General features: G+C 58.8%; 19 protein-coding genes and 1 pseudogene. 1 reads left to right on the forward strand and 19 read right to left on the reverse strand.

Annotated features, from left to right (window positions below; genetic code table 11):
- Nucleotides 1-2: 2 nt before the first annotated feature.
- The 10 genes and pseudogenes from rpsS to rpsL form a co-directional block, all read right to left on the reverse strand.
- Nucleotides 3-279 (reverse strand): annotated as a pseudogene (gene rpsS / locus VDP81_RS07500) (30S ribosomal protein S19).
- 12 nt (nucleotides 280-291) lie between these two features.
- Complete coding sequence (rplB, locus tag VDP81_RS07505) at nucleotides 292-1,119, reverse strand: 50S ribosomal protein L2 (RefSeq protein WP_322995760.1); 828 nt, start codon at nucleotides 1,117-1,119, stop codon at nucleotides 292-294.
- Complete coding sequence (gene rplW / locus VDP81_RS07510) at nucleotides 1,120-1,416, reverse strand: 50S ribosomal protein L23 (RefSeq protein WP_322995761.1); 297 nt, start codon at nucleotides 1,414-1,416, stop codon at nucleotides 1,120-1,122.
- Nucleotides 1,413-2,036, reverse strand: a complete 624-nt coding sequence (rplD, locus tag VDP81_RS07515) for a 50S ribosomal protein L4 (protein WP_322995762.1) — start codon at nucleotides 2,034-2,036, stop codon at nucleotides 1,413-1,415. The genes rplW and rplD overlap by 4 nt, the downstream gene beginning before the upstream one ends.
- Before the next feature lie 2 nt (nucleotides 2,037-2,038).
- A complete protein-coding gene (gene rplC / locus VDP81_RS07520; RefSeq protein WP_322995763.1) occupies nucleotides 2,039-2,728 on the reverse strand; it encodes a 50S ribosomal protein L3 in 690 nt (229 codons plus the stop codon).
- Nucleotides 2,729-3,022: 294 nt separating this feature from the next.
- Nucleotides 3,023-3,334 carry a 30S ribosomal protein S10 gene (gene rpsJ / locus VDP81_RS07525; protein WP_013743964.1) on the reverse strand — a complete coding sequence of 104 codons (312 nt, stop codon included), beginning with the start codon at nucleotides 3,332-3,334 and terminating at the stop codon, nucleotides 3,023-3,025.
- Nucleotides 3,335-3,389: 55 nt separating this feature from the next.
- A complete protein-coding gene (gene tuf, locus VDP81_RS07530; protein ID WP_322995764.1) occupies nucleotides 3,390-4,580 on the reverse strand; it encodes an elongation factor Tu in 1,191 nt (396 codons plus the stop codon).
- A 67-nt stretch (nucleotides 4,581-4,647) separates the two neighbouring features.
- The gene (gene fusA / locus VDP81_RS07535; protein WP_323011950.1) at nucleotides 4,648-6,750 is read right to left on the reverse strand and encodes an elongation factor G; all 2,103 of its coding nucleotides are present in this window, start codon (nucleotides 6,748-6,750) and stop codon (nucleotides 4,648-4,650) included.
- 30 nt (nucleotides 6,751-6,780) lie between these two features.
- Complete coding sequence (gene rpsG / locus VDP81_RS07540; RefSeq protein WP_322995766.1) at nucleotides 6,781-7,251, reverse strand: 30S ribosomal protein S7; 471 nt, start codon at nucleotides 7,249-7,251, stop codon at nucleotides 6,781-6,783.
- A 147-nt stretch (nucleotides 7,252-7,398) separates the two neighbouring features.
- On the reverse strand, nucleotides 7,399-7,773 hold the full coding sequence (gene rpsL / locus VDP81_RS07545) for a 30S ribosomal protein S12 (protein ID WP_322995767.1): 375 nt from the start codon (nucleotides 7,771-7,773) through the stop codon (nucleotides 7,399-7,401).
- Between the two features lie 416 nt (nucleotides 7,774-8,189).
- Here rpsL and aroQ point away from each other — a divergent pair, with 416 nt between their 5' ends.
- Nucleotides 8,190-8,636 (forward strand): type II 3-dehydroquinate dehydratase, encoded by a 447-nt coding sequence (aroQ, locus tag VDP81_RS07550; RefSeq protein WP_323011951.1) that lies wholly within the window; start codon nucleotides 8,190-8,192, stop codon nucleotides 8,634-8,636.
- Here aroQ and aroE read toward each other — a convergent pair.
- From aroE to secE, 9 genes are all read right to left on the reverse strand, one after another.
- On the reverse strand, nucleotides 8,608-9,414 hold the full coding sequence (gene aroE, locus VDP81_RS07555; protein ID WP_323011952.1) for a shikimate dehydrogenase: 807 nt from the start codon (nucleotides 9,412-9,414) through the stop codon (nucleotides 8,608-8,610). The genes aroQ and aroE overlap by 29 nt on opposite strands.
- A gap of 171 nt (nucleotides 9,415-9,585) precedes the next feature.
- Nucleotides 9,586-13,842 carry a DNA-directed RNA polymerase subunit beta' gene (rpoC, locus tag VDP81_RS07560; protein ID WP_323011953.1) on the reverse strand — a complete coding sequence of 1,419 codons (4,257 nt, stop codon included), beginning with the start codon at nucleotides 13,840-13,842 and terminating at the stop codon, nucleotides 9,586-9,588.
- A complete protein-coding gene (gene rpoB, locus VDP81_RS07565) occupies nucleotides 13,842-17,945 on the reverse strand; it encodes a DNA-directed RNA polymerase subunit beta (protein ID WP_322995771.1) in 4,104 nt (1,367 codons plus the stop codon). The genes rpoC and rpoB overlap by 1 nt, the downstream gene beginning before the upstream one ends.
- 203 nt (nucleotides 17,946-18,148) lie before the next feature.
- A complete protein-coding gene (gene rplL / locus VDP81_RS07570; protein ID WP_322995772.1) occupies nucleotides 18,149-18,523 on the reverse strand; it encodes a 50S ribosomal protein L7/L12 in 375 nt (124 codons plus the stop codon).
- Nucleotides 18,524-18,596: 73 nt separating this feature from the next.
- Entirely contained in the window at nucleotides 18,597-19,121 is a 525-nt protein-coding gene (gene rplJ / locus VDP81_RS07575; protein WP_322995773.1) for a 50S ribosomal protein L10, read from the reverse strand.
- 218 nt (nucleotides 19,122-19,339) lie between these two features.
- Nucleotides 19,340-20,041, reverse strand: a complete 702-nt coding sequence (rplA, locus tag VDP81_RS07580) for a 50S ribosomal protein L1 (protein WP_322995774.1) — start codon at nucleotides 20,039-20,041, stop codon at nucleotides 19,340-19,342.
- A gap of 2 nt (nucleotides 20,042-20,043) precedes the next feature.
- Complete coding sequence (gene rplK / locus VDP81_RS07585; RefSeq protein WP_322995775.1) at nucleotides 20,044-20,478, reverse strand: 50S ribosomal protein L11; 435 nt, start codon at nucleotides 20,476-20,478, stop codon at nucleotides 20,044-20,046.
- A gap of 140 nt (nucleotides 20,479-20,618) precedes the next feature.
- Nucleotides 20,619-21,152: a transcription termination/antitermination protein NusG gene (nusG, locus tag VDP81_RS07590; RefSeq protein ID WP_322995776.1), complete on the reverse strand. Its 534-nt coding sequence runs from the start codon at nucleotides 21,150-21,152 to the stop codon at nucleotides 20,619-20,621.
- A gap of 14 nt (nucleotides 21,153-21,166) precedes the next feature.
- Nucleotides 21,167-21,547 (reverse strand): preprotein translocase subunit SecE, encoded by a 381-nt coding sequence (gene secE / locus VDP81_RS07595; RefSeq protein ID WP_323011954.1) that lies wholly within the window; start codon nucleotides 21,545-21,547, stop codon nucleotides 21,167-21,169.
- Between the last annotated feature and the right edge of the window lie 13 nt (nucleotides 21,548-21,560).

Genomic DNA, 21,560 nt, shown 5'->3' on the forward strand with positions numbered 1-21,560 from the left:
GCTTACCTCTTGGCCTTTTTGTCCGCCGCGTGACCCTTGAAGGTACGCGTCAGGGCAAATTCACCGAGCTTGTGGCCGACCATATTCTCGTTGATATAAACGGGAACGTGCTGGCGGCCGTTATGCACGGCAATGGTCAACCCAATGAACTCGGGCAAAATGGTAGAACGACGCGACCAGGTCTTGATCGGCTTTTTTTTCCTTGCCCCCAACGGCGGCATCGACCTTTTTGATCAGATGCGCATCGACGAATGGGCCTTTTTTGATCGAACGTGACATAGTGTTCGCCCCTTATTTGCGCTTGCGGCGCGAGACAATCATATTGTCTGTGCGCTTGTTACGACGGGTCCGATAGCCCTTGGCGGGAGTACCCCACGGACTGACGGGTTCACGGCCTTCGCCGGTGCGACCTTCACCACCACCATGCGGGTGATCCACCGGGTTCATGGCAACGCCACGAACGGTCGGGCGGATACCACGCCAGCGCATGGCGCCTGCCTTGCCGATTTGGCGCAGGCTGTGATCGCCATTGCCGACTTCACCGATGGTGGCACGGCAATCGATGTGCACGCGACGGACTTCGCCAGAGCGCAGGCGAACCTGAGCATAGACGCCTTCACGGGCCATCAACACAGCCGAAGCACCAGCCGAACGTGCGATCTGGGCACCCTTGCCAGGCTGCATCTCGATGCAGTGGATGGTGGAGCCAACAGGAATGGCACGGATCGGCAGCGTGTTACCGGCACGGATCGGCGCTTCGGGACCCGAAACGACGGTCGCGCCGACTTCCAGGCCACGCGGTGCAATGATGTAACGGCGTTCGCCGTCGGCATAGCACAGCAACGCCAAGTGCGCGGTGCGGTTGGGGTCGTATTCCAGACGTTCGACGCGAGCGACGATGCCGTCTTTGTTGCGACGGAAATCAACAACACGATAGTGCTGTTTGTGGCCACCGCCACGATGACGCACCGTGATGTGACCGTTGTTGTTACGGCCAGAATGGCGCGACTGGGGTTCCAGCAGGGGGGCATAGCCCGGACCCCTGTGCAGCTCGGGGTGCACGACCTTGATCATGCCCCGGCGACCGGCGGATGTAGGTTTGACTTTTACCAGCGGCATTTAGTTCACCTCCGAAAAGTCGATTTCCTGGCCGGCCTTGAGCGACACATAGGCCTTGCGTTCGTTGCGGCGACGACCCATGAATCGGCCGAAGCGCTTTTCCTTGCCCTTGCGATTGGCGACCTGCACGGAATCGACCTCGACCTTGAAGAGGAGTTCGATGGCGGCCTTGATCTCGGGCTTGGTGGCATCAGCCACGACACGGAAAGCGACCTGGTTGTTTTTTTCGGCAATCATCGTGGCTTTTTCAGTAACCACGGGTGCCAGAATGACTTGCATCAGACGTTCGGCATTCATCCCAGCAACTCCTCGAGTTGGGCGATCGCCGATTTGGTGACCAGTACTTTTTTGTAGTGGACCAGGGACAGCGGATCGGCGTAGCGCGTTTCGATGACTGCCACGTTGGGCAGGTTGCGCGTCGCGAGATAGACGTTCTCGTCCATGGCATCAGTGATGATCAGGACGGATTCGGTAATGCCCAGATCCTTGAGCTTGGCGGCTGCCAGCTTGGTCTTGGGGGCTTCCAGGGTGAAGGTTTCCACCACGGCCAGGCGGTCTTCGCGCACCAGCTGCGAGAAAATGGCGCGCAAACCGGCGCGGTACATTTTCTTGTTGACCTTCTGGCTGAAGTTTTCATCCGGCGAGTTCGGGAACGCACGGCCACCCCCACGCCAGATCGGCGAGGATGTCATACCCGAACGGGCACGACCGGTGCCTTTTTGGCGCCACGGCTTCTTGGTGGAGTGCTTGACGGTTTCGCGGTTCTTCTGAGCGCGGTTACCCATGCGTGCGTTGGCCTGATAGGCCACGACGATCTGGTGCACCAGCGCTTCGTTGAATTCTCGACCGAAGACCTCATCGGCACCAGCAACGGTGGCCGAGGACTGACCCTGATCATTCAGGAGCTTGAGTTCCATGATTAGGCTCCTTTCTTGGGCGCGGCCTTGATGGCCGGACGCACGACGATGTCGGCATTTTTGTGACCGGGAACGGCACCACGGACCAGCAGCAGACCGCGTTCGGCGTCTACGCGCACGACATCGAGGTTCTGTACGGTGGTGATGGCAGCACCCATATGGCCGGCCATTTTCTTGCCGGGGAACACGCGACCGGGGTCTTGTGACTGGCCGATGGAGCCAGGAACGCGGTGCGAACGCGAGTTACCGTGAGAAGCGCGCTGAGAACCGAAGTTGTGGCGCTTGATCGTGCCGGCAAAGCCTTTACCGATGCTGGTGCCAGTGACGTCGACCTGTTGACCAGCCTGGAAGATGGATTCCACGGCCACCACGGAACCAGCCGTGAACTCGGCGGCGGTGGCGGGGTCCAGACGGAATTCTTTCAGGATGGAACCGGCTTCGATGCCGGCTTTGGCATAGTGGCCAGCTTGGGCTTTGGCCACGCGTGATGCGCGACGGGAGCCGTAAGCCAGCTGCACTGCTGCATAGCCGTCGATTTCAGGCGTCTTGACCTGGGCGACGCGATTGTCGGACACGTCCAGCACAGTTACCGGGATGGAATCGCCTTCCTCGGTAAAAATGCGGGTCATGCCGACTTTTCGCCCCACAAGCCCGAGGCGCCAGGCCGCGGGCGTAGGTGTCGAATTCGACATTGTTTTCTCCGGGGCATTAAAGCCCTTAAGCTTGATTCCCGACTGCGATTGGCCGGGGCTGTTTGCTACTGCTTATTACTGCTTGCTACTACTAATTTGCTACTTAGGTACTACTGACATGACCGAAAACAGGCAATGGGTGTGTTTACACCTATTGCCAATATATGACCAAGCCTTAGATTCTAGCATTTGCTCAATGATTGATCAAGGCCGAATACAAAACACCCCGACAGAAACCTGTCGGGGTGTTGTTCGAGCAAGGAAGGCTTGCAAGCAAAGCTTCCTTGGTCGGATTTATTGCAGCGCGATTTCGACATCCACGCCAGCCGGCAAGTCCAGACGCATCAGGGCGTCCACGGTCTTGTCGGTGGGGTCGACGATATCCATCAGACGCTGGTGCGTACGCATTTCGAACTGATCCCGCGAAGTCTTGTTGACGTGCGGCGAACGCAGCACGTCATAGCGACGAATACGCGTGGGCAGTGGCACGGGGCCACGAACCACGGCGCCGGTGCGCTTGGCTGTTTCGACGATTTCAGCAGCGGATTGGTCGATCAGCTTATAGTCAAACGCCTTCAGGCGAATGCGGATTTTCTGGTTTTTCATGGGAATCCCTAAAGAACGAGTCTGGGCGGGGGCCACACCCCCGCCAGCGCATCAATTACTTGATGATTTTGGCAACGACGCCGGCGCCGACAGTGCGGCCGCCTTCGCGGATGGCAAAACGCAGACCTTCTTCCATGGCGATGGGCGCAATCAGGCAGACCTTGATGGAGATGTTATCGCCTGGCAGGACCATTTCCTTGTCTTCGGGCAGCTCGATCGTGCCGGTCACGTCCGTCGTGCGGAAGTAGAACTGGGGACGATAGCCCTTGAAGAACGGCGTGTGACGGCCACCTTCGTCCTTGGACAGAATGTAGACCTCGGCGTCGAAGTCCGTGTGCGGGCGGATCGAACCGGGCTTGGCCAACACCTGACCGCGCTCGACTTCTTCACGCTTGGTGCCGCGCAGCAAGATACCGACGTTATCACCGGCCTGACCCTGATCCAGCAGCTTGCGGAACATTTCCACGCCCGTGCAGGTGGTCTTGAGCGTGTCATGGATACCCACGACTTCGATTTCTTCACCAACCTTGATGATGCCGCGCTCGATGCGACCCGTGACCACGGTACCGCGACCGGAGATCGAGAACACGTCTTCCACAGGCATCAGGAAGGCACCGTCAATGGCACGTTCCGGCTGGGGAATGTAGGTGTCCAGCGCTTCGGCCAACTGCATGATGGCCTGCGAGCCCAGGGGGCCTTCGTCGCCTTCAAGCGCCAGCTTGGCGGAACCCTTGATGATGGGGGTGTCGTCGCCCGGGAAGTCGTACTTCGAGAGCAGTTCGCGCACTTCCATCTCGACCAGTTCGAGCAGCTCTTCGTCGTCGACCATGTCGCACTTGTTCAGGAACACAACGATGTAAGGCACACCCACCTGGCGGGCCAGCAGGATGTGTTCACGCGTCTGGGGCATGGGGCCGTCAGCGGCCGAGCACACCAGAATCGCACCGTCCATCTGGGCGGCACCGGTGATCATGTTCTTGACATAGTCAGCGTGACCCGGGCAGTCAACGTGGGCATAGTGGCGGTTGGCCGTCTCGTATTCCACGTGCGACGTGCTGATGGTGATGCCACGCGCCTTTTCTTCGGGCGCGTTGTCAATCTGGTCGTAGCCCTTGGCTTCGCCGCCCATTGCCTTGGCCAGCACCGTCGTGATTGCCGCCGTCAGAGTCGTCTTGCCGTGGTCAACGTGCCCGATCGTACCCACGTTGACGTGCGGTTTGGTCCGTTCAAACTTACCTTTTGCCATGATAATTCCTGTGATTTCCTAGGAAATGAAAGAGGGATAGTCCCGACCATCAGGCCGGGACGGATAATTATTTGCCGCGAGCGGCGATGACTTCGTCGGCCACGTTGCGCGGGGCCTCGGCGTACTGCTTGAATTCCATCGTGTAGGTAGCACGACCTTGAGTCTGCGAGCGCAGGCTCGTGGCGTAGCCGAACATTTCGGCCAGGGGAACCTCGGCCTTGATGGTCTTGCCGCCGCCTGGGATGTCATCCATACCCTGAACCATACCGCGACGTGAGGACAGATCGCCCATCACCGTACCGGCATAATCTTCGGGGGTTTCGACTTCCACGTGCATCATGGGCTCGAGCAGCACAGGGTTAGCCTTGCGCATGCCTTCTTTGAAGGCCATGGAACCGGCCATCTTAAAGGCGTTTTCGTTCGAGTCCACATCGTGGTAAGAACCGAAGAACAGCGTGACCTTGACGTCGACCACAGGGTAGCCCGCCACCACCCCGGCCGGCAAGGTTTCCTGAATGCCCTTGTCCACCGCAGGGATGAACTCGCGCGGCACCACGCCGCCCTTGATGGCATCGACGAATTCATAGCCGCTGCCGGGCTCCATGGGTTCGAGCTTGAGCACGACGTGACCATACTGGCCGCGACCACCGGACTGCTTGACGAACTTGCCTTCGACTTCTTCGCAGACCTTGCGAATGGTCTCGCGGTAAGCCACCTGGGGCTTGCCGACGTTGGCTTCGACGTTGAACTCGCGGCGCATGCGATCGACCAGCACTTCGAGGTGCAGTTCGCCCATGCCGGAGATGATGGTCTGACCGGACTCTTCGTCGCTGTGCACACGGAAGGAAGGATCTTCAGCAGCCAGTCGGGACAGGGCAATGCCCATCTTTTCCTGGTCGGCTTTGGATTTTGGTTCCACGGCCTGGGAAATCACGGGCTCGGGGAATTCCATCTTTTCGAGCAGAACGTGATCGCCCACATCACACAGGGTTTCGCCCGTCGTGACGTCTTTCAGGCCCACCACGGCGGCGATGTCACCAGCCACCACTTCCTTGAGCTCGGCGCGGTTGTTGGCATGCATCTGCAAAATACGGCCGATCCGTTCTTTTTTGCCCTTGATGGGGTTGTAGACGGTATCGCCGGACTTCAACACGCCGGAATACACACGGATGAAGGTCAGCTGGCCCACAAACGGGTCGGTCATGAGCTTGAATGCCAGCGCGGAGAGCTTGGCACCGTCATCGGCCTGACGGCTGATGTCATTGCCTTCGTCATCCGTGCCCTTCACCGGCGGAATATCCACAGGCGACGGCATGTAATCGATGACGGCATCCAGCATGCGCTGCACGCCCTTGTTCTTGAAAGCGGTGCCGCACAACATCGGCTGGATCTCGCCGGCGATGGTGCGCAGGCGAATACCCAGGTCGATTTCCTGCTCGGTGAGTTCGCCGGATTCGAGGTACTTGTTCATCAGTTCCTCGTTGGCTTCAGCAGCGGCCTCGACGAGGTTTTCACGCCATTTGGCGACTTCTTCGGCCATTTCGGCAGGCACGTCGATGTATTCGAACTTGGTGCCCATCGAGGCTTCGTCCCAGATGATGCCTTTCATCTTGGTCAGATCGACGACGCCCTTGAAGTTGTCTTCGGCACCAATCGGAATGACGATAGGAACCGGATTGGCCTTCAGACGCAGGCGCATCTGCTCGTAGACCTTGAAGAAGTTGGCACCGGTGCGGTCCATCTTGTTCACGAAGGCCAGACGGGGCACGCCATACTTGTTGGCCTGACGCCAGACGGTCTCGGACTGAGGCTGCACGCCACCCACGGCGCAATACACCATGCAGGCGCCATCAAGCACACGCATGGAACGTTCGACTTCAATCGTGAAGTCCACGTGTCCCGGGGTGTCGATGATATTGATGCGGTGTTCGTCGTACTGGTGCTCCATCCCGCTCCAGAAAGCCGTGGTGGCCGCCGACGTGATGGTGATGCCGCGTTCCTGCTCTTGTTCCATCCAATCCATGGTGGCAGAGCCTTCATGGGTTTCGCCAATCTTGTGGTTGACGCCGGTATAGAAAAGAATGCGCTCGGTGGTGGTGGTTTTTCCGGCATCAATATGCGCGGAAATACCGATGTTGCGGTAGCGCTGGATAGGGGTCTTGCGAGACATGATGTATTTCCTGGTGAATGACCGGTCGGATTACCAACGGAAGTGACTGAAGGCCTTGTTGGCTTCTGCCATCTTGTGGGTGTCCTCACGCTTCTTCATGGCACCGCCGCGGCCTTCGGCGGCATCCATCAATTCGCCTGCCAGACGCAGGTCCATTGATTTTTCACCGCGCTTTTTCGCGGCTTCACGCAACCAACGCATCGCCAGAGCCAGTCGGCGCACAGGGCGGACTTCGACTGGAACCTGGTAATTGGCACCACCCACGCGGCGGGATTTGACTTCGACCACGGGCTTGATGTTGTTGATGGCGGTATTGAAGATTTCGATGGGCTCCTTCCCGGTTTTGGCCTGGATCTGGTCAAAAGCGCCGTAAATGATGCGTTCTGCCACGGCTTTCTTGCCGGACAGCATGACGACGTTCATGAATTTGGCCAGCTCGACACTGCCGAACTTGGGATCTGGGAGGATTTCACGTTTTGGTACTTCGCGACGACGAGGCATTTCGATTTCCTGGTGACGATTCAGTTGAGCCGTTGATTCACGGCCTCGGCTTCCATAGGGGAGAGCCACTTACCTGCCAAAGCCAAATGGCCCTGGCTGCACGTTTTTGATCGCAGGGCGATCAATGGGGGACGGCAGAGCTGCGGATTATTTCTTAGGCCGCTTGGCGCCGTATTTGGAGCGGGCTTGTTTGCGGTCCTTGACCCCTTGGAGGTCGAGGGAACCACGCACGATGTGATAACGCACACCCGGCAAGTCCTTCACGCGGCCGCCACGCACCAGGACCACAGAGTGTTCCTGGAGGTTATGGCCTTCGCCGCCGATGTACGAGATGACCTCGTAGCCATTGGTCAGGCGAACCTTGGCGACTTTGCGCAGGGCAGAATTAGGCTTTTTAGGGGTGGTGGTGTATACACGGGTGCAGACGCCGCGGCGCTGGGGGCAATTTTCCAGCGCGGGGCTCTTGCTGTTTTCGCGGCTAACCTGGCGCGGTTTGCGCAACAGTTGAGCAATAGTAGGCATGACCTTTACGCATCCTTTGTACTTGCGTACGTTTTACGTCGATGTTCAGGTGACATGTACAAAATCCGCCTGACACGAATACGTAAAAGAGCGGGTCTTGCACAAGCTTGGTCCAGAAATCTTCTGCTGCAATTCTTCTGCTGAAGTTTTCGCCGCAGTTTCCGGGTTGTTTCCAGTTACTTAAGTAGGACGATGGGGCCTAGGCGCATACCTTGCCCAACCGTCTTAATTCGGTAAGCCAATCAGTGTAGCACGCACCTGTTTTTAAGGGCAAGCACTTTTATGCACCTTTTGTGGGTGCGCAAAATCGGCACAACACAGCCTGGATCAATTCAGAATCGCAGCCTGGACAGACCCACCGGCCATGCGTCAGAATCCGGCGGTAGCGCTCTTTTCCACCAGCAACCAGGGAAATCATGAATATCCTCGTCCTGCACGGCATCAACCTGAATATGTTCGGCAAGCGCGACCCCGCGCAGTACGGCACCGCGACTCTGGCCGAGATTGACCAGCAGCTACAGACGCTGGGCGCCGACCTGGATGCCGATGTGGCTTGCTTCCAGAGCAACTGCGAAGGTGCCATGGTCGAACGCATCCACCAGGCGCATACGGATGGCACGGATGCGCTGCTGATCAATGCCGGGGCCTGGACGCATTACAGTTATGGCATCCGGGATGCCCTGGCGATATTGACCATCCCCATCATCGAAGTCCATATGTCCAATATCCACGCCCGCGAGGCCTTCCGCCACGAATCCGTGCTGGCCCCCATCGTGCGCGGCCAGATCTGCGGCTTCGGGGTAGACAGCTATCTGCTGGGACTGCGGGCCGCGATCACCTTAGTTGATTCAGCATCTGAGTAACATCCGGCATGACGCCGCGCCAGAGGCGGAATGATTCCGCCGCCTGCCCGACCAGCATGCCCAAGCCATCGGCTACCACCGCAGCCCCCTGAGCGCGGGCATCCGCCATGAATGCAGTCTCGCGTCCGTAAACCATTTCGTAAGCCAAGGCGCCCGGCGCATATAAATCCTGGCCCAGGTCCAGAACACTGTCGGACAGGCCGGCCGAAGTTGCGTTGATGACCACGTCGAATCGCCCGCCTCGGGCCGCAGCAAATCCACCTGCCGCAATGGGCTGGTCATGCTTCCAGGGCTCGATCAAAGCCTGAGCCTTGTCCACACTGCGATTGACGACCAGCAAACTGGCAGGGCGGGCGCGCAACAGCGGCAACAGGACGCCACGGGCCGCGCCCCCTGCCCCAACCACCAGAACACGTTGATCCGCCAATAGCCTGCCCAGGCAGTGCTGGATATCAAAGACCAAACCAAAACCATCCGTGTTGTCGCCCTGTATGCCATCCTGAGTAAAGCTCAGGGTATTCACAGCCTGGGCTGCCCGCGCCCGTTCGCTGAGATGATCGGACAGCATCAGGGCTTCCAGCTTGAATGGTGCCGTGACATTCATGCCCTTGCCACCAGCCGCGATGAAGGCCCGCACGGTTCGCTCGAACGCATCCGGTGCGGCCAAAATAGCCTCGTAGTGGATGTCTTGGCCGAATTGTCGGGCAAACGCCATATGGATCACAGGGGATTTGGACTGGGCAATCGGATTGCCAATGACAGCATAGCGATCAGTCATGGGGGGTCGGCGTTGTGGTGAGAAAGGCCTTAGCGTAACAAATGCGCCACGACCATGTCTGCGCGACGTCTAGGGACCCCAGAAAAAACCCCTGCCCGGGATGACTTCCGGACAGGGGTTTTTTTACATCATCGGCGTATTGCCGACCTTGGATCAGACCAGCAAAGTGGTTTACTCCTCGGACGGGGTATCCAAATCCGCAGCGGGTGCGGCATCCATTTCGTCGGAACCCGCGTGCGCCATTTCCGACGGATCGGTAAACGGGTTAGCGAGTTCGCGTGCGGCGGCGCGTTCGGCAGCCTCGAAGATTTCGCGGTCGTGACGGGCGATGTGATAAGACATGCCTGTCCCTGCCGGGATCAAGCGACCCACAATGACGTTTTCCTTCAAGCCACGCAGATCGTCGCGTTTGCCCATGATGGCGGCTTCGGTCAGCACCCGGGTGGTTTCCTGGAAGGAAGCCGCCGAGATGAACGAGTCCGTGGACAGCGAGGCCTTGGTGATGCCCAGCAAAACGTTGTCATAAGAGGCCGGGAGCTTGCCCTCGGCTTCCATCTGATCATTGGCATTCAGCAATTCGGCGCGTTCGACCTGTTCGCCCGTGATGAAATCGGTATCACCCGGGTTGGAGATATTCACGCGGCGCAGCATCTGGCGCACAATGACTTCGATGTGCTTGTCGTTGATCTTCACGCCCTGCAGACGATAAACGTCCTGGACTTCGTTGACCACATAAGACGCCAGAGGCTCGATGCCTTGCAGACGCAAAATATCGTGCGGATCTGCCGGACCATCGACCACCAGTTCGCCCTTGTTGACCACCTGGCCATCGTGCACCAGCACCTGCTTTTCCTTGGAAATCAGGAACTCGTGGCTGACGCCTTCCATGTCGGTAATCACCAGGCGCTGCTTGCCCTTGGTGTCCTTGCCGAAAGATACCGTCCCAGTGACTTCGGCCAAGACGCCGGCGTCCTTCGGGGAACGGGCTTCGAAAAGCTCGGCCACACGCGGCAGACCCCCGGTAATGTCGCGGGTCTTCTGCGATTCCTGCGGAATCCGGGCGAGGAAATCCCCCACCCCGACGGTCTGGCCATCACGCACGGTGATCAGCGCGCCCACCGGCAGCGAGATCGCCACAGCGTGTTCGGTACCGGCCACCTTGATTTCCTGGCCCAGCTCGTCCAGCAACAGAATCTGCGGCCGACCCCCTGCACCCTTGGTGCCGCGGGTCTTGGGCGTAATCACCACCAGCGTGGACAGGCCGGTGATTTCGTCCACCTGCTTGGCCACGGTCACGCCTTCTTCGACGTTGGCAAAGCGAATGGCACCCGTGTATTCGGAAACGATAGGACGCGTCAGCGGATCCCACGAGGCCAGCTTCGTACCGGCCTTGATGCTGTCGCCATCGCCTACCAGAATCGTGGCGCCGTAGGGGACTTTATGGCGTTCGCGTTCACGGCGGTTATCGTCGTAAACCACGATTTCACCAGAACGCGACACTGCAATGCGGTCACCCTTGGCGTTGGTCAGATAACGCAGACCAATGGCAAAGCCCACCGCGCCAGCGGACTTGGTCTCGATAGAGCTGGCCATGGCCGAACGCGAGGCCGCACCACCGATGTGGAACGTACGCATCGTCAGCTGAGTGCCCGGCTCACCGATGGACTGGGCCGCAATCACACCGACCGCCTCGCCCTTGTTGACCAGGGAACCACGGCCCAGATCGCGTCCATAACAGTGGGCGCATAGACCATGGCGGGTTTCGCAGGTCAGCGGCGTGCGGATCTTGACCTCGTCGATATTCAGCTGCTCGATGAGCTCGACAATGTCTTCGTCCAGCAGGGTGCCGGCCGTAATGACGGTTTCCTGGGTGTCGGGGTTGACCACATCGATGGCGGCAACACGACCCAGGACGCGGTCGCCCAAAGCTTCGACGACTTCGCCGCCTTCCAGCAATGCCTTCATGACATAGCCGTGCGAGGTGCCGCAATCGTCTTCGGTAATCACCAGATCCTGGGTCACGTCGACCAGGCGGCGCGTCAGGTAACCAGAGTTGGCCGTCTTCAGTGCCGTATCCGCCAGACCCTTGCGCGCCCCGTGCGTGGAGATGAAGTACTGCAGCACGTTCAGGCCTTCACGGAAGTTGGCCGTGATGGGGGTCTCGATGATCGAGCCGTCAGGCTTGGCCATCAGGCCGCGCATACCGGCCAACTGACGAATCTGGGCGGCAGAGCCTCGGGCCCCGGAATCGGCCATCATGTAGATGGAGTTGAACGATTCCTGGCGCGTTTCGTTGCCGTGGCGATCCAGCACAGGCTCGGTGGAGAGCTGCTCCATCATGGCCTTGCCGACGCGATCGCCTGCCTTGCCCCAGATATCCACCACGTTGTTGTAGCGTTCCTGGGCGGTCACCAGACCGGAGGAATACTGGCGGTCGATTTCCTTGACCTCGGTAGAGGCCTGGGCCAGGATGTCGCGCTTGGCGGCAGGCACCACCATGTCGCCCATGGCAATGGAAACCCCGGCGCGCGTGGCCAGGCGGTAGCCGGACTGCATCAGCTTATCGGCGAAGATCACCGTGGCCCGCAGGCCGCAGCGACGGTACGACATATTGATGAGCTTGGAGATTTCTTTTTTCTTCAGGGCTTTGTTCAGCACGTTGAACGGCAGGCCCTGCGGCAGAATCTCGGACAGCAAGGCACGGCCAACCGTCGTCTGGTGGCGGATGACCTGCTCGTGCCACTCACCGTCCTCGCCCTTGGTGTACTCGGGCACCCGGGTGGTAATGCGCGTCTGCAGCTCGACTTCGTGGTTGTCGTAGGCGCGCTGGACTTCGGCCAGATCGGCCAGGAACATGCCCTCGCCCTTGCCGTTGATGCGTTCACGCGTGGCGTAGTAAAGACCCAGCACGATATCCTGCGACGGCACGATGGCGGGTTCGCCGTTGGCCGGGAACAGGACGTTATTGGAGGCCAGCATCAGGGTGCGGGCTTCCAGCTGGGCTTCCAGCGACAGCGGCACGTGCACAGCCATCTGGTCGCCGTCAAAGTCAGCGTTAAAGGCTGCGCAAACCAGCGGATGCAGCTGGATGGCCTTGCCCTCGATCAGCTGCGGCTCAAAGGCCTGGATACCCAGGCGGTGCAGCGTCGGGGCGCGGTTCAGCATGACGGGGTGTTCTCGAATGACTTCTTCGAGAATATCCCAGACGACAGGTTCCTGGCTTTCGACCAGTTTCTTGGCCGCCTTGATGGTGGTGGCCAAACCCATCATTTCCAAGCGATTGAAAATGAAGGGCTTGAACAGTTCGAGCGCCATCAGCTTCGGCAGACCGCACTGGTGCAGACGCAGCTGCGGGCCCACCACGATCACGGAGCGACCCGAGTAGTCGACGCGCTTGCCCAGCAGGTTCTGACGGAAACGCCCGCTCTTGCCCTTGATCATGTCGGACAGGGACTTCAGCTGGCGCTTGTTGGCGCCCGTCATGGCCTTGCCGCGACGACCATTGTCCAGCAGCGAATCGACGGATTCCTGCAGCATGCGTTTTTCGTTGCGCAAAATGATGTCCGGGGCCTTGAGTTCCAGCAGGCGCTTCAGACGATTATTGCGGTTGATGACGCGGCGATAGAGATCATTCAGGTCCGAGGTGGCGAAACGCCCCCCGTCCAGCGGCACCAAGGGACGCAGGTCCGGCGGCAACACCGGCAGCACTTCCATGATCATCCAGTCGGGCTTGATGCCGGACTTCTGGAAGCCCTCCAGAACCTTCAGGCGCTTGGAGATTTTCTTGATCTTGGCATCCGAGCCCGTGGCCTTGAGTTCGGCGCGCAGGCGCTCGACTTCGGAATCGATGTCGATGGTGCGCAGCAGTTCGCGCACGGCTTCCGCACCCATCAGGGCATGGAAATCATCGCCGTATTCCTCGGTCTTGGCCAGATAGTCATCATCGGACATGATCTGACCGCGCTTGAGCGGCGTCATGCCCGGTTCGATCACGCACCAGGCCTCAAAATACAGTACGCGCTCGATGTCGCGCAACGTCATGTCCAGCACCATCCCCAACCGCGACGGCAGGGATTTCAGGAACCAGATGTGTGCGACCGGGCTGGCCAGCTCGATATGACCCATGCGTTCGCGGCGGACCTTGGCCACCGTGACTTCGACCCCGCACTTTTCGCAGATCACACCACGGTGCTTCAGGCGCTTGTACTTGCCGCACAAGCACTCGTAATCCTTGATCGGGCCGAAGATTTTGGCGCAGAACAGACCGTCACGTTCGGGTTTGAACGTGCGGTAGTTGATGGTCTCAGGCTTGCGAACTTCGCCGAAGGACCACGAACGAATCTTTTCCGGCGAGGCGATGCCGATCTTGATGGCGTCGAATTGTTCGTCCTGGGAGACTTGCTTAAAGAGATCGAGTAGCGCTTTCATTATTTACGCTCCAGATCCATGTCCAGAGACAAGGATCGAATTTCCTTGACCAGCACGTTGAAGGACTCGGGCATGCCCGCATCGATCACGTGATCGCCCTTGACGATGTTCTCGTAGACCTTGGTACGTCCGGAGATATCGTCGGATTTCACAGTCAGCATTTCCTGCAGGGTATAGGCAGCGCCATAGGCTTCCAGCGCCCAGACTTCCATTTCCCCGAAACGCTGACCCCCGAACTGGGCCTTGCCGCCCAAAGGCTGCTGCGTGACCAGCGAGTACGGGCCGGTGGAACGCGCGTGCATCTTGTCGTCGACCAAGTGGTGCAGCTTGAGGAAGTGCATATAGCCCACGGTGACGGGCCGCTCGAATTCCTCGCCCGTGCGACCGTCGATCAGCCAGGCCTGCGTGCGACCGCTGGTGAGCTTCAGGCGCTCGGCGATGTCATCCGGGTAGGCGACTTCGAGCATGTGGGTAATGTCTTCTTCAGCGGCGCCGTCAAACACCGGCGTGGCCAGTGGCACACCCCGGCGCAGGTTATTGGCCATCGACATGATTTCGTCATCGGACAGCTGGTTCAGATTGACGGTGCTGCCGTAAATGGTTTCCAGCAGCTTGCGCACGGTTTTGACTTGTGCGCCACGTTCTTCGTCCAGCATGTCGGCCACCCGCTGGCCCAGGCCCTTGGCGGCCCAGCCCAGGTGAACTTCAAGCACCTGACCGATATTCATCCGTGAAGGCACGCCCAGGGGATTCAGCACGATGTCGACTGGCGTGCCATCGGCCATGTGCGGCATGTCTTCGACCGGGGTGATGCGCGAGACTACACCCTTGTTACCGTGGCGACCGGCCATCTTGTCGCCCGGCTGCAAGCGACGCTTGACGGCCAGATAGACCTTGATCATCTTCAGCACGCCCGGCGGCAATTCGTCGCCCTGCGTGAGTTTTTTGCGCTTTTCTTCGAAGGCCAGATCGAACTGGTGGCGTTTCTGCTCCAGGGCGTCCTTGACCTGTTCCAGCACAACGGCAGCGTCTTCGTCGGCCAGGCGGATATCGAACCACTGCCAGCGATCCAGATCATCCAGATACTCGGCCAACAGTTCCGTCCCCTTGGCCAGCTTGCGCGGACCACCATTGACCGTCTTGCCCAGCAACTGTTTGCGCAGGCGATCGAAGGCATCGTTTTCAACAATGCGCAACTGGTCATTGAGGTCTTGACGATAGCGACGCAGTTCGTCATCGATGATGGACTGGGCGCGTTTGTCGCGGTCAATGCCCTCGCGGGTAAAGACCTGAACGTCGATCACCGTGCCGATCATGCCCGAGGGCACGCGCAGCGAAGTGTCTTTGACGTCGGAAGCCTTTTCACCAAAGATGGCGCGCAGCAGTTTTTCTTCAGGGGTCAACTGGGTCTCGCCCTTAGGCGTGACCTTACCCACCAGCACGTCGTCGGCACGGACTTCAGCGCCGATGTGCACGATGCCGGAATCATCCAGGCGATTCAGCTGGAGTTCGGCCAGATTGGAAATATCGCGGGTGATTTCCTCGGGTCCGAGCTTGGTGTCGCGCGCCACGACGGTCAGTTCCTCGATGTGGATCGAGGTATAACGATCATCGGCCACGATACGCTCGGAAATCAGCACCGAGTCCTCGAAGTTGTAGCCGTTCCAGGGCATGAACGCGATCAGCATGTTCTGACCCAGGGCGAGTTCGCCCAGGTCGGTCGATGCGCCATCGGCCAGCACATCACCACGGGCAACCAGGTCGCCACGCGACACGATGGGGCGCTGGTTGATGTTGGTGTTCTGGTTGGAACGCGTGTATTTCTTCAGGTTGTAGATGTCCACACCGACTTCGCCGGCGACGTTTTCTTCGTCGTTGACCCGAATCACGACCCGCTCGGCATCGACGAAATCGACGATCCCGCCACGCGTGGCCTGCACGGTGGTGCCCGAGTCAACCGCCACGGTGCGCTCGATGCCTGTGCCCACCAGCGGCTTTTCAGGCCGCAGGCAAGGCACGGCCTGGCGCTGCATGTTGGCCCCCATCAGCGCCCGGTTGGCGTCATCGTGTTCCAGGAACGGAATCAGCGAAGCGGCCACAGAAACGATCTGGGATGGCGCCACGTCCATGTAATGGACGTTTTCCGGCGCCGTCAGCATGGTTTCACCGGCCTCGCGGCAGGCGACCAGGTCATCCTCGAAACGCCCTTCGTCATCCAGGTGTGCATTGGCCTGGGCAATGACGTATTTGTTTTCTTCGATGGCCGACAGGTATTCGATCTGGTCGGAGACCTTGCCGTCGATGATCTTGCGATACGGGGTTTCCAGGAAACCGTATTCATTCAGGCGGGCGTACAGCGCCAACGAGTTGATCAGGCCGATGTTCGGGCCTTCAGGCGTTTCGATGGGACAAACACGGCCATAGTGCGTGGGGTGCACGTCGCGCACTTCAAAGCCGGCCCGCTCGCGCGTCAGGCCACCAGGTCCCAGAGCCGAAATCCGACGCTTGTGCGTGATTTCCGACAGGGGGTTCGTCTGGTCCATGAACTGCGAAAGCTGGCTGGAGCCAAAGAATTCCTTGATGGCGGCAGAGATCGGCTTTGAATTGATCAGATCGTGCGGCATCAGGTTTTCGGTCTCGGCCTGACCCAGGCGTTCCTTGACGGCACGCTCAACACGCACCAGACCGGCGCGGAACTGGTTCTCGGCCAGTTCGCCCACGCAACGCACGCGGCGATTGCCCAGGTGATCGATGTCATCGATCTGGCCACGGCCATTGCGCAGTTCCACCAGTACCTTGATCGTGTGCAGAATGTCGTCATCCGTGAGGGTCAGCGGGCCAGCATTGCCCTCGTTCAGACCCAGGCGGCTATTGACCTTCATGCGGCCCACACGCGACAGATCGTAAGAATCCTCGGAGTAGAACAAACGATGGAACAGGGCCTCGACGGCTTCTTCGGTGGGGGGCTCGCCCGGGCGCATCATGCGATAGATGGCCACGCGTGCCGCCATCTGATCGGCGGTGTCGTCAGTGCGCAGCGTCTGGGAAATATAGGCGCCTTCGTTCAGCTCGTTGACATAGAGCGTCTCGATGTCGCGGACTCCCGAGGTACGGAATTCAGCCAGCAGCGTTTCAGTGATCTCGGCATTGGCCTGGGCCAGCACTTCGCCGGTATCCGGGCTGATGACATTTTTAGCCAACACGCGGCCCAGCAGGTAATCTTCGGGCACAGAAATATGATCGACCTTGGCGGTGGTCAGGTCGCGCAGGTGCTTGGCATTGATACGCTTGTCTTTTTCGACAATGACATTGCCTTGTTTGTCGGCGATATCAAACCGCGCGACTTCGCCCTTCCAGCGCTCTGGCACGAATTCCAGCATGCCGCCTTCGTTGTGCAAGGCAATATGATCAAAACTGGAGAAATAGGCCAGGATCGCTTCGGGCGTCATGCCCAAAGCCTTCAGCAGAATCGTGACGGCCATCTTGCGCCGACGGTCGATCCGGAAAAACAAAATGTCCTTCGGGTCGAACTCAAAATCCAGCCATGAACCACGGTAAGGAATCACCCGGGCGGAAAACAGCAGTTTTCCAGAACTATGGGTCTTGCCGCGATCATGCTCAAAGAAGACTCCGGGCGAGCGGTGCAGCTGCGACACAATGACGCGCTCGGTGCCATTGATGACAAAAGAACCCGTGTCCGTCATGAGCGGGATCTCGCCCATGTAGACTTCTTGTTCCTTGACTTCCTTGACGGTGGGTTTGCTGACTTCGCGGTCCATCAGCACCAGACGAACCTTGGCGCGCAGCGGCGACGCGAAGGTCAGTCCGCGCAGCTGGCATTCCTTGACGTCGAACGCCGGCGTACCCAGCACATAGCTGACGAACTCCAGGCGTGCCATCTGATTGTGGCTGACGATCGGGAAAATCGAATTGAAGGCCGCCTGAAGCCCTTCATCTTTGCGTTTAGCTGGTGTAGTATCCGCTTGCAGAAAGGTCTTAAACGAATGCAATTGCGTTGCCAGCAGATAGGGGACGCTTTGAACGTCCGCGCGCTTGGCAAAGCTCTTGCGTATGCGCTTCTTTTCGGTGTACGAATAAGGCATGAGCACTCCGACTCGAGGGTTGCTTAGGCCGTTAACCACGGCCATGGTTTACGACTCCAGAAAACCAGGCTCTGGTGCCGGATTTGGCACAGAACACAGGTTTTCTGGAAACGCAAAAGCCCGGGAAGGCTTTAGGACACACAAATCAAGCGCAGGGCCCGAACCGCATGCCCCGGGGCTCCCCGGGCGCGACAGACAAGGTCTTACTTCAACTCGACCTTGGCGCCGGCTTCTTCCAGCTTTTTCTGAGCGTCTTCAGCAGCAGCCTTGTCCACGCCTTCCTTGACGGGCTTCGGTGCGCCATCGACCAGGTCCTTGGCTTCTTTCAGGCCCAGACCGGTGATTTCGCGAACAGCCTTGATGACGCTGACCTTGTTGGCGCCGACTTCGGCCAGAACGACCGTGAACTCGGTCTGCTCTTCAGCAGCAGCAGCGCCTGCAGCCGGGGCAGCAGCCACGGCGACAGCAGCGGCAGCAGCCGACACGCCGAATTTCTCTTCCATTTCTTTGATCAGCTCGGACAGTTCGAGCACGCTCATAGCGGCGATCGCGTCCAGGATTTCAGCTTTAGTTGCCATTTTTAGAACTCCAGATAATTAAATAAGCCAGGTTTGGTTGTCGCTAGTCACAGCGAAGACGTCCACAAGAAGCTTATGCAGCTTCTTTTTGGTCGCGCACGGCCGCGAGGCCACGAACGAACTTGGTGGGGACTTCGTTGAGCGTACGCACAAACTGAGCGATAGGTGCCTGCATGGTACCCATCAACATCGACAGCAATTCATCGCGTGACGGCATCGTGGCCAGAGCCTTGACACCATCCTGATCCAACAGGCTGTTGGGCAATGCCCCACCTGTAATGGCCAGTTTGTCGTTGGTCTTTGCGAAATCGGCCAGGACCTTGGCAGCTTTGACCGGATCGCTGCTGATTGCATAGATCAGCGGACCGGTCAGCTGGGCGGATAAACCTTCAAAAGGCGTACCAGCCAGGGCGCGGCGTACCAGCGTGTTTTTGAGAACACGCAGGAACACACCCGATTCTCGCGCAGTTTTGCGCAATACGGTGACGGAAGCGACGTCCAGACCACGGTACTCGGCAATGACGATTGATTGGGCGCGACCGATTTCGGCCGAGACTTCCTCAATGACCACCGCCTTTTCTTGGCGATTGAGACTCATGGTTGAACACTCCTTCTAACGATACCGAGGAAACCCCCGGTATCAACCGAATGCGGCGCACCTGGACGAGTTCATGAATGAAATCTTCCTGGGCGCCGTCTACGCTGGATCCGGCATGTACCGGGATTAAGCCATCTTCCTGTCGAAACAGAGGTCGGGCTCCAGCGGTCTTTGACAGCGGTGACTGGTCCGAAAACCGGTCACGGCCCAAAGTTCTGTTAAGCCTGCGCAGTCAGCGAGGCAAGCTCGACGCGTGCACCGCCACCCATGGTGGAGGACACAGCGACCTTGCGCAGGTAAATACCCTTGGCGGCGGCTGGGCGGGCTTTGTTGAGGGCCTCGATCAAGGCACCCAAGTTGCTTTGCAGCTTTTCGACATCAAAAGAAGCACGGCCAATGGTGGCGTGGATGATGCCTGCCTTATCGGTACGGTACTGAATCTGACCGGCCTTGGCGTTTTTCACGGCAGTGGCGACATCGGGTGTCACGGTGCCGACCTTGGGGTTAGGCATCAGGCCACGAGGACCGAGTACCTGGCCCAGGGCACCGACCACGCGCATCGTGTCGGGCGAGGCAATAACGATATCGAAATCGATATTGCCGTCCTTGATGCTGGCTGCCAGATCGTCCATACCGACGATATCGGCGCCGGCTGCTTTGGCGGCCTCGGCCTTTTCGCCTTGGGCGAACACGGCAACGCGGACGCTTTTGCCGGTACCGGCAGGCAGCACGACGGAGCCGCGCACCAGCTGATCGGATTTACGAGCATCGATGCCGAGTTGCACGGCCACGTCGATGGATTCATCGAACTTGGCGGTTGCGGTTTCCTTGACCAGGGCCAACGCGTCAGCCACCGGGTAGAGTTTCGTGCGATCGATCTTGGCAGCGATCGCTGCGGCGCGTTTGCTGAGCTTTGCCATGATTACACCACCCCTTCGACATCAATGCCCATGCTGCGGGCGCTACCGGCGATCGTCCGAACAGCGGCGTCCAGATCGGCAGCCGTCAAATCAGGTTCTTTGGTCTTGGCGATTTCTTCGGCCTGGGCACGCGTGAGCGAGCCAACCTTCTCGGTATTGGGGCGCGCAGATGCCTTCTGGATGCCAGCAGCCTTCTTGATCAGAATGGTGGCCGGCGGCGTCTTCATGATGAAGGTGAAGCTCTTGTCGGCAAAAGCGGTGATCACCACCGGAATCGGCAGACCTGGCTCCAAGCCTTGCGTCTTGGCATTGAAGGCCTTGCAGAATTCCATGATGTTCAGACCGCGCTGACCCAGCGCCGGACCGATCGGGGGGGAAGGATTGGCCTTACCAGCTGGTACTTGCAGCTTGATGAAGCCGACGATTTTTTTCGCCATGCGATGCTCCTGTCGGGTAGTTGCGCCCAGCTGATGACAGATGGGCTCCCCGGGTTAATAAACGCCCCACGCGGCACCTTCGGCTTGCTGCTCCCGAGGGAGCGCTTTTTACCTTGGGCTGCGGCCTGGCGGTTAAATAATCAGACCTTTTCGACCTGACTGAAATCAAGTTCGACGGGAGTGGCACGACCAAAAATCGTGACCGAAACCCGGACCTTGCTTTTCTCGTAGTTGACTTCTTCGACATTGCCGTTGAAGTCTGCAAATGGGCCTTCTTTGACGCGGACGGTTTCGCCGACCTCGAAGAGGACTTTGGGGCGGGGTTTTTCCACGCCTTCTTCCATTTGGGATAGAATCTTTTCGACTTCGCGCTCGGAAATTGGTGCCGGACGATTGCCAGAACCACCCAAGAATCCAGTGACACGGTTGGTGCTTTTGACCAAGTGCCAGGTTTCGTCAGTCAGTTCCATCTCGACCAGAACATAGCCTGGGAAAATACGTCGTTCGGTGATCGACTTACGACCATCCTTGATTTCGACGACTTCCTCGGAGGGAACCAAAATCCGCCCGAACGCATCCTGCAGCTCAGCACGCTCGATGCGTTCTACCAAAGCCTTGTGGACGCTTTTTTCCATGCCGGAATAGACATGGACGACGTACCATCGTTTGCTCATGCGGTGATTTTTCCTTAGTTCCAGCCCAGCAGCAGGCCGTAGATAACCCAGCCCAACAGCTTGTCTGCCACCCACAGCAACGCACCCATGGCAACCACGAACGCAAACACGATCGCTGTCATGCGGGTGGTTTCCTGGCGCGAGGGCCAAACCACGCGACGGGTTTCGTTGTAGGCTTCGCGGCCAAAGGCCAAGGTGCGACGACCTGTATCGCTGAACCCCGCGATCAGCGCAGCGATCACCAAACCGGCGATAAACACCGCGACACGGAGATAAATGGACTGATCAGCCAGAACCGAATAAGCCACAATGCCAGCGGCCAGAATCAGCACGGCCAGGCCGAGCTTAAGACGGTCAGCGGTTTTATTGACGGTTACTACGTTCTGATGAGACATGTTATGGCGGCTG

The sequence above is a fragment of the Castellaniella sp. genome (assembly GCF_034675845.1).
In the GTDB taxonomy this organism is placed as follows: Bacteria; Pseudomonadota; Gammaproteobacteria; order Burkholderiales; family Burkholderiaceae_B; genus Castellaniella.

Bases quoted from the DNA above. Each gene is read 5' to 3' on its own strand.
- rplB (WP_322995760.1), bottom strand. From the start codon at position 1,119: ATGCCGCTGGTAAAAGTCAAACCTACATCCGCCGGTCGCCGGGGCATG.
- rplW (WP_322995761.1), bottom strand. From the start codon at position 1,416: ATGAATGCCGAACGTCTGATGCAAGTCATTCTGGCACCCGTGGTTACT.
- rplD (WP_322995762.1), bottom strand. From the start codon at position 2,036: ATGGAACTCAAGCTCCTGAATGATCAGGGTCAGTCCTCGGCCACCGTT.
- rplC (WP_322995763.1), bottom strand. From the start codon at position 2,728: ATGTCGAATTCGACACCTACGCCCGCGGCCTGGCGCCTCGGGCTTGTG.
- rpsJ (WP_013743964.1), bottom strand. From the start codon at position 3,334: ATGAAAAACCAGAAAATCCGCATTCGCCTGAAGGCGTTTGACTATAAG.
- tuf (WP_322995764.1), bottom strand. From the start codon at position 4,580: ATGGCAAAAGGTAAGTTTGAACGGACCAAACCGCACGTCAACGTGGGT.
- fusA (WP_323011950.1), bottom strand. From the start codon at position 6,750: ATGTCTCGCAAGACCCCTATCCAGCGCTACCGCAACATCGGTATTTCC.
- rpsG (WP_322995766.1), bottom strand. From the start codon at position 7,251: ATGCCTCGTCGTCGCGAAGTACCAAAACGTGAAATCCTCCCAGATCCC.
- rpsL (WP_322995767.1), bottom strand. From the start codon at position 7,773: ATGCCTACTATTGCTCAACTGTTGCGCAAACCGCGCCAGGTTAGCCGC.
- aroQ (WP_323011951.1), top strand. From the start codon at position 8,190: ATGAATATCCTCGTCCTGCACGGCATCAACCTGAATATGTTCGGCAAG.
- aroE (WP_323011952.1), bottom strand. From the start codon at position 9,414: ATGACTGATCGCTATGCTGTCATTGGCAATCCGATTGCCCAGTCCAAA.
- rpoC (WP_323011953.1), bottom strand. From the start codon at position 13,842: ATGAAAGCGCTACTCGATCTCTTTAAGCAAGTCTCCCAGGACGAACAA.
- rpoB (WP_322995771.1), bottom strand. From the start codon at position 17,945: ATGCCTTATTCGTACACCGAAAAGAAGCGCATACGCAAGAGCTTTGCC.
- rplL (WP_322995772.1), bottom strand. From the start codon at position 18,523: ATGGCAACTAAAGCTGAAATCCTGGACGCGATCGCCGCTATGAGCGTG.
- rplJ (WP_322995773.1), bottom strand. From the start codon at position 19,121: ATGAGTCTCAATCGCCAAGAAAAGGCGGTGGTCATTGAGGAAGTCTCG.
- rplA (WP_322995774.1), bottom strand. From the start codon at position 20,041: ATGGCAAAGCTCAGCAAACGCGCCGCAGCGATCGCTGCCAAGATCGAT.
- rplK (WP_322995775.1), bottom strand. From the start codon at position 20,478: ATGGCGAAAAAAATCGTCGGCTTCATCAAGCTGCAAGTACCAGCTGGT.
- nusG (WP_322995776.1), bottom strand. From the start codon at position 21,152: ATGAGCAAACGATGGTACGTCGTCCATGTCTATTCCGGCATGGAAAAA.
- secE (WP_323011954.1), bottom strand. From the start codon at position 21,547: ATGTCTCATCAGAACGTAGTAACCGTCAATAAAACCGCTGACCGTCTT.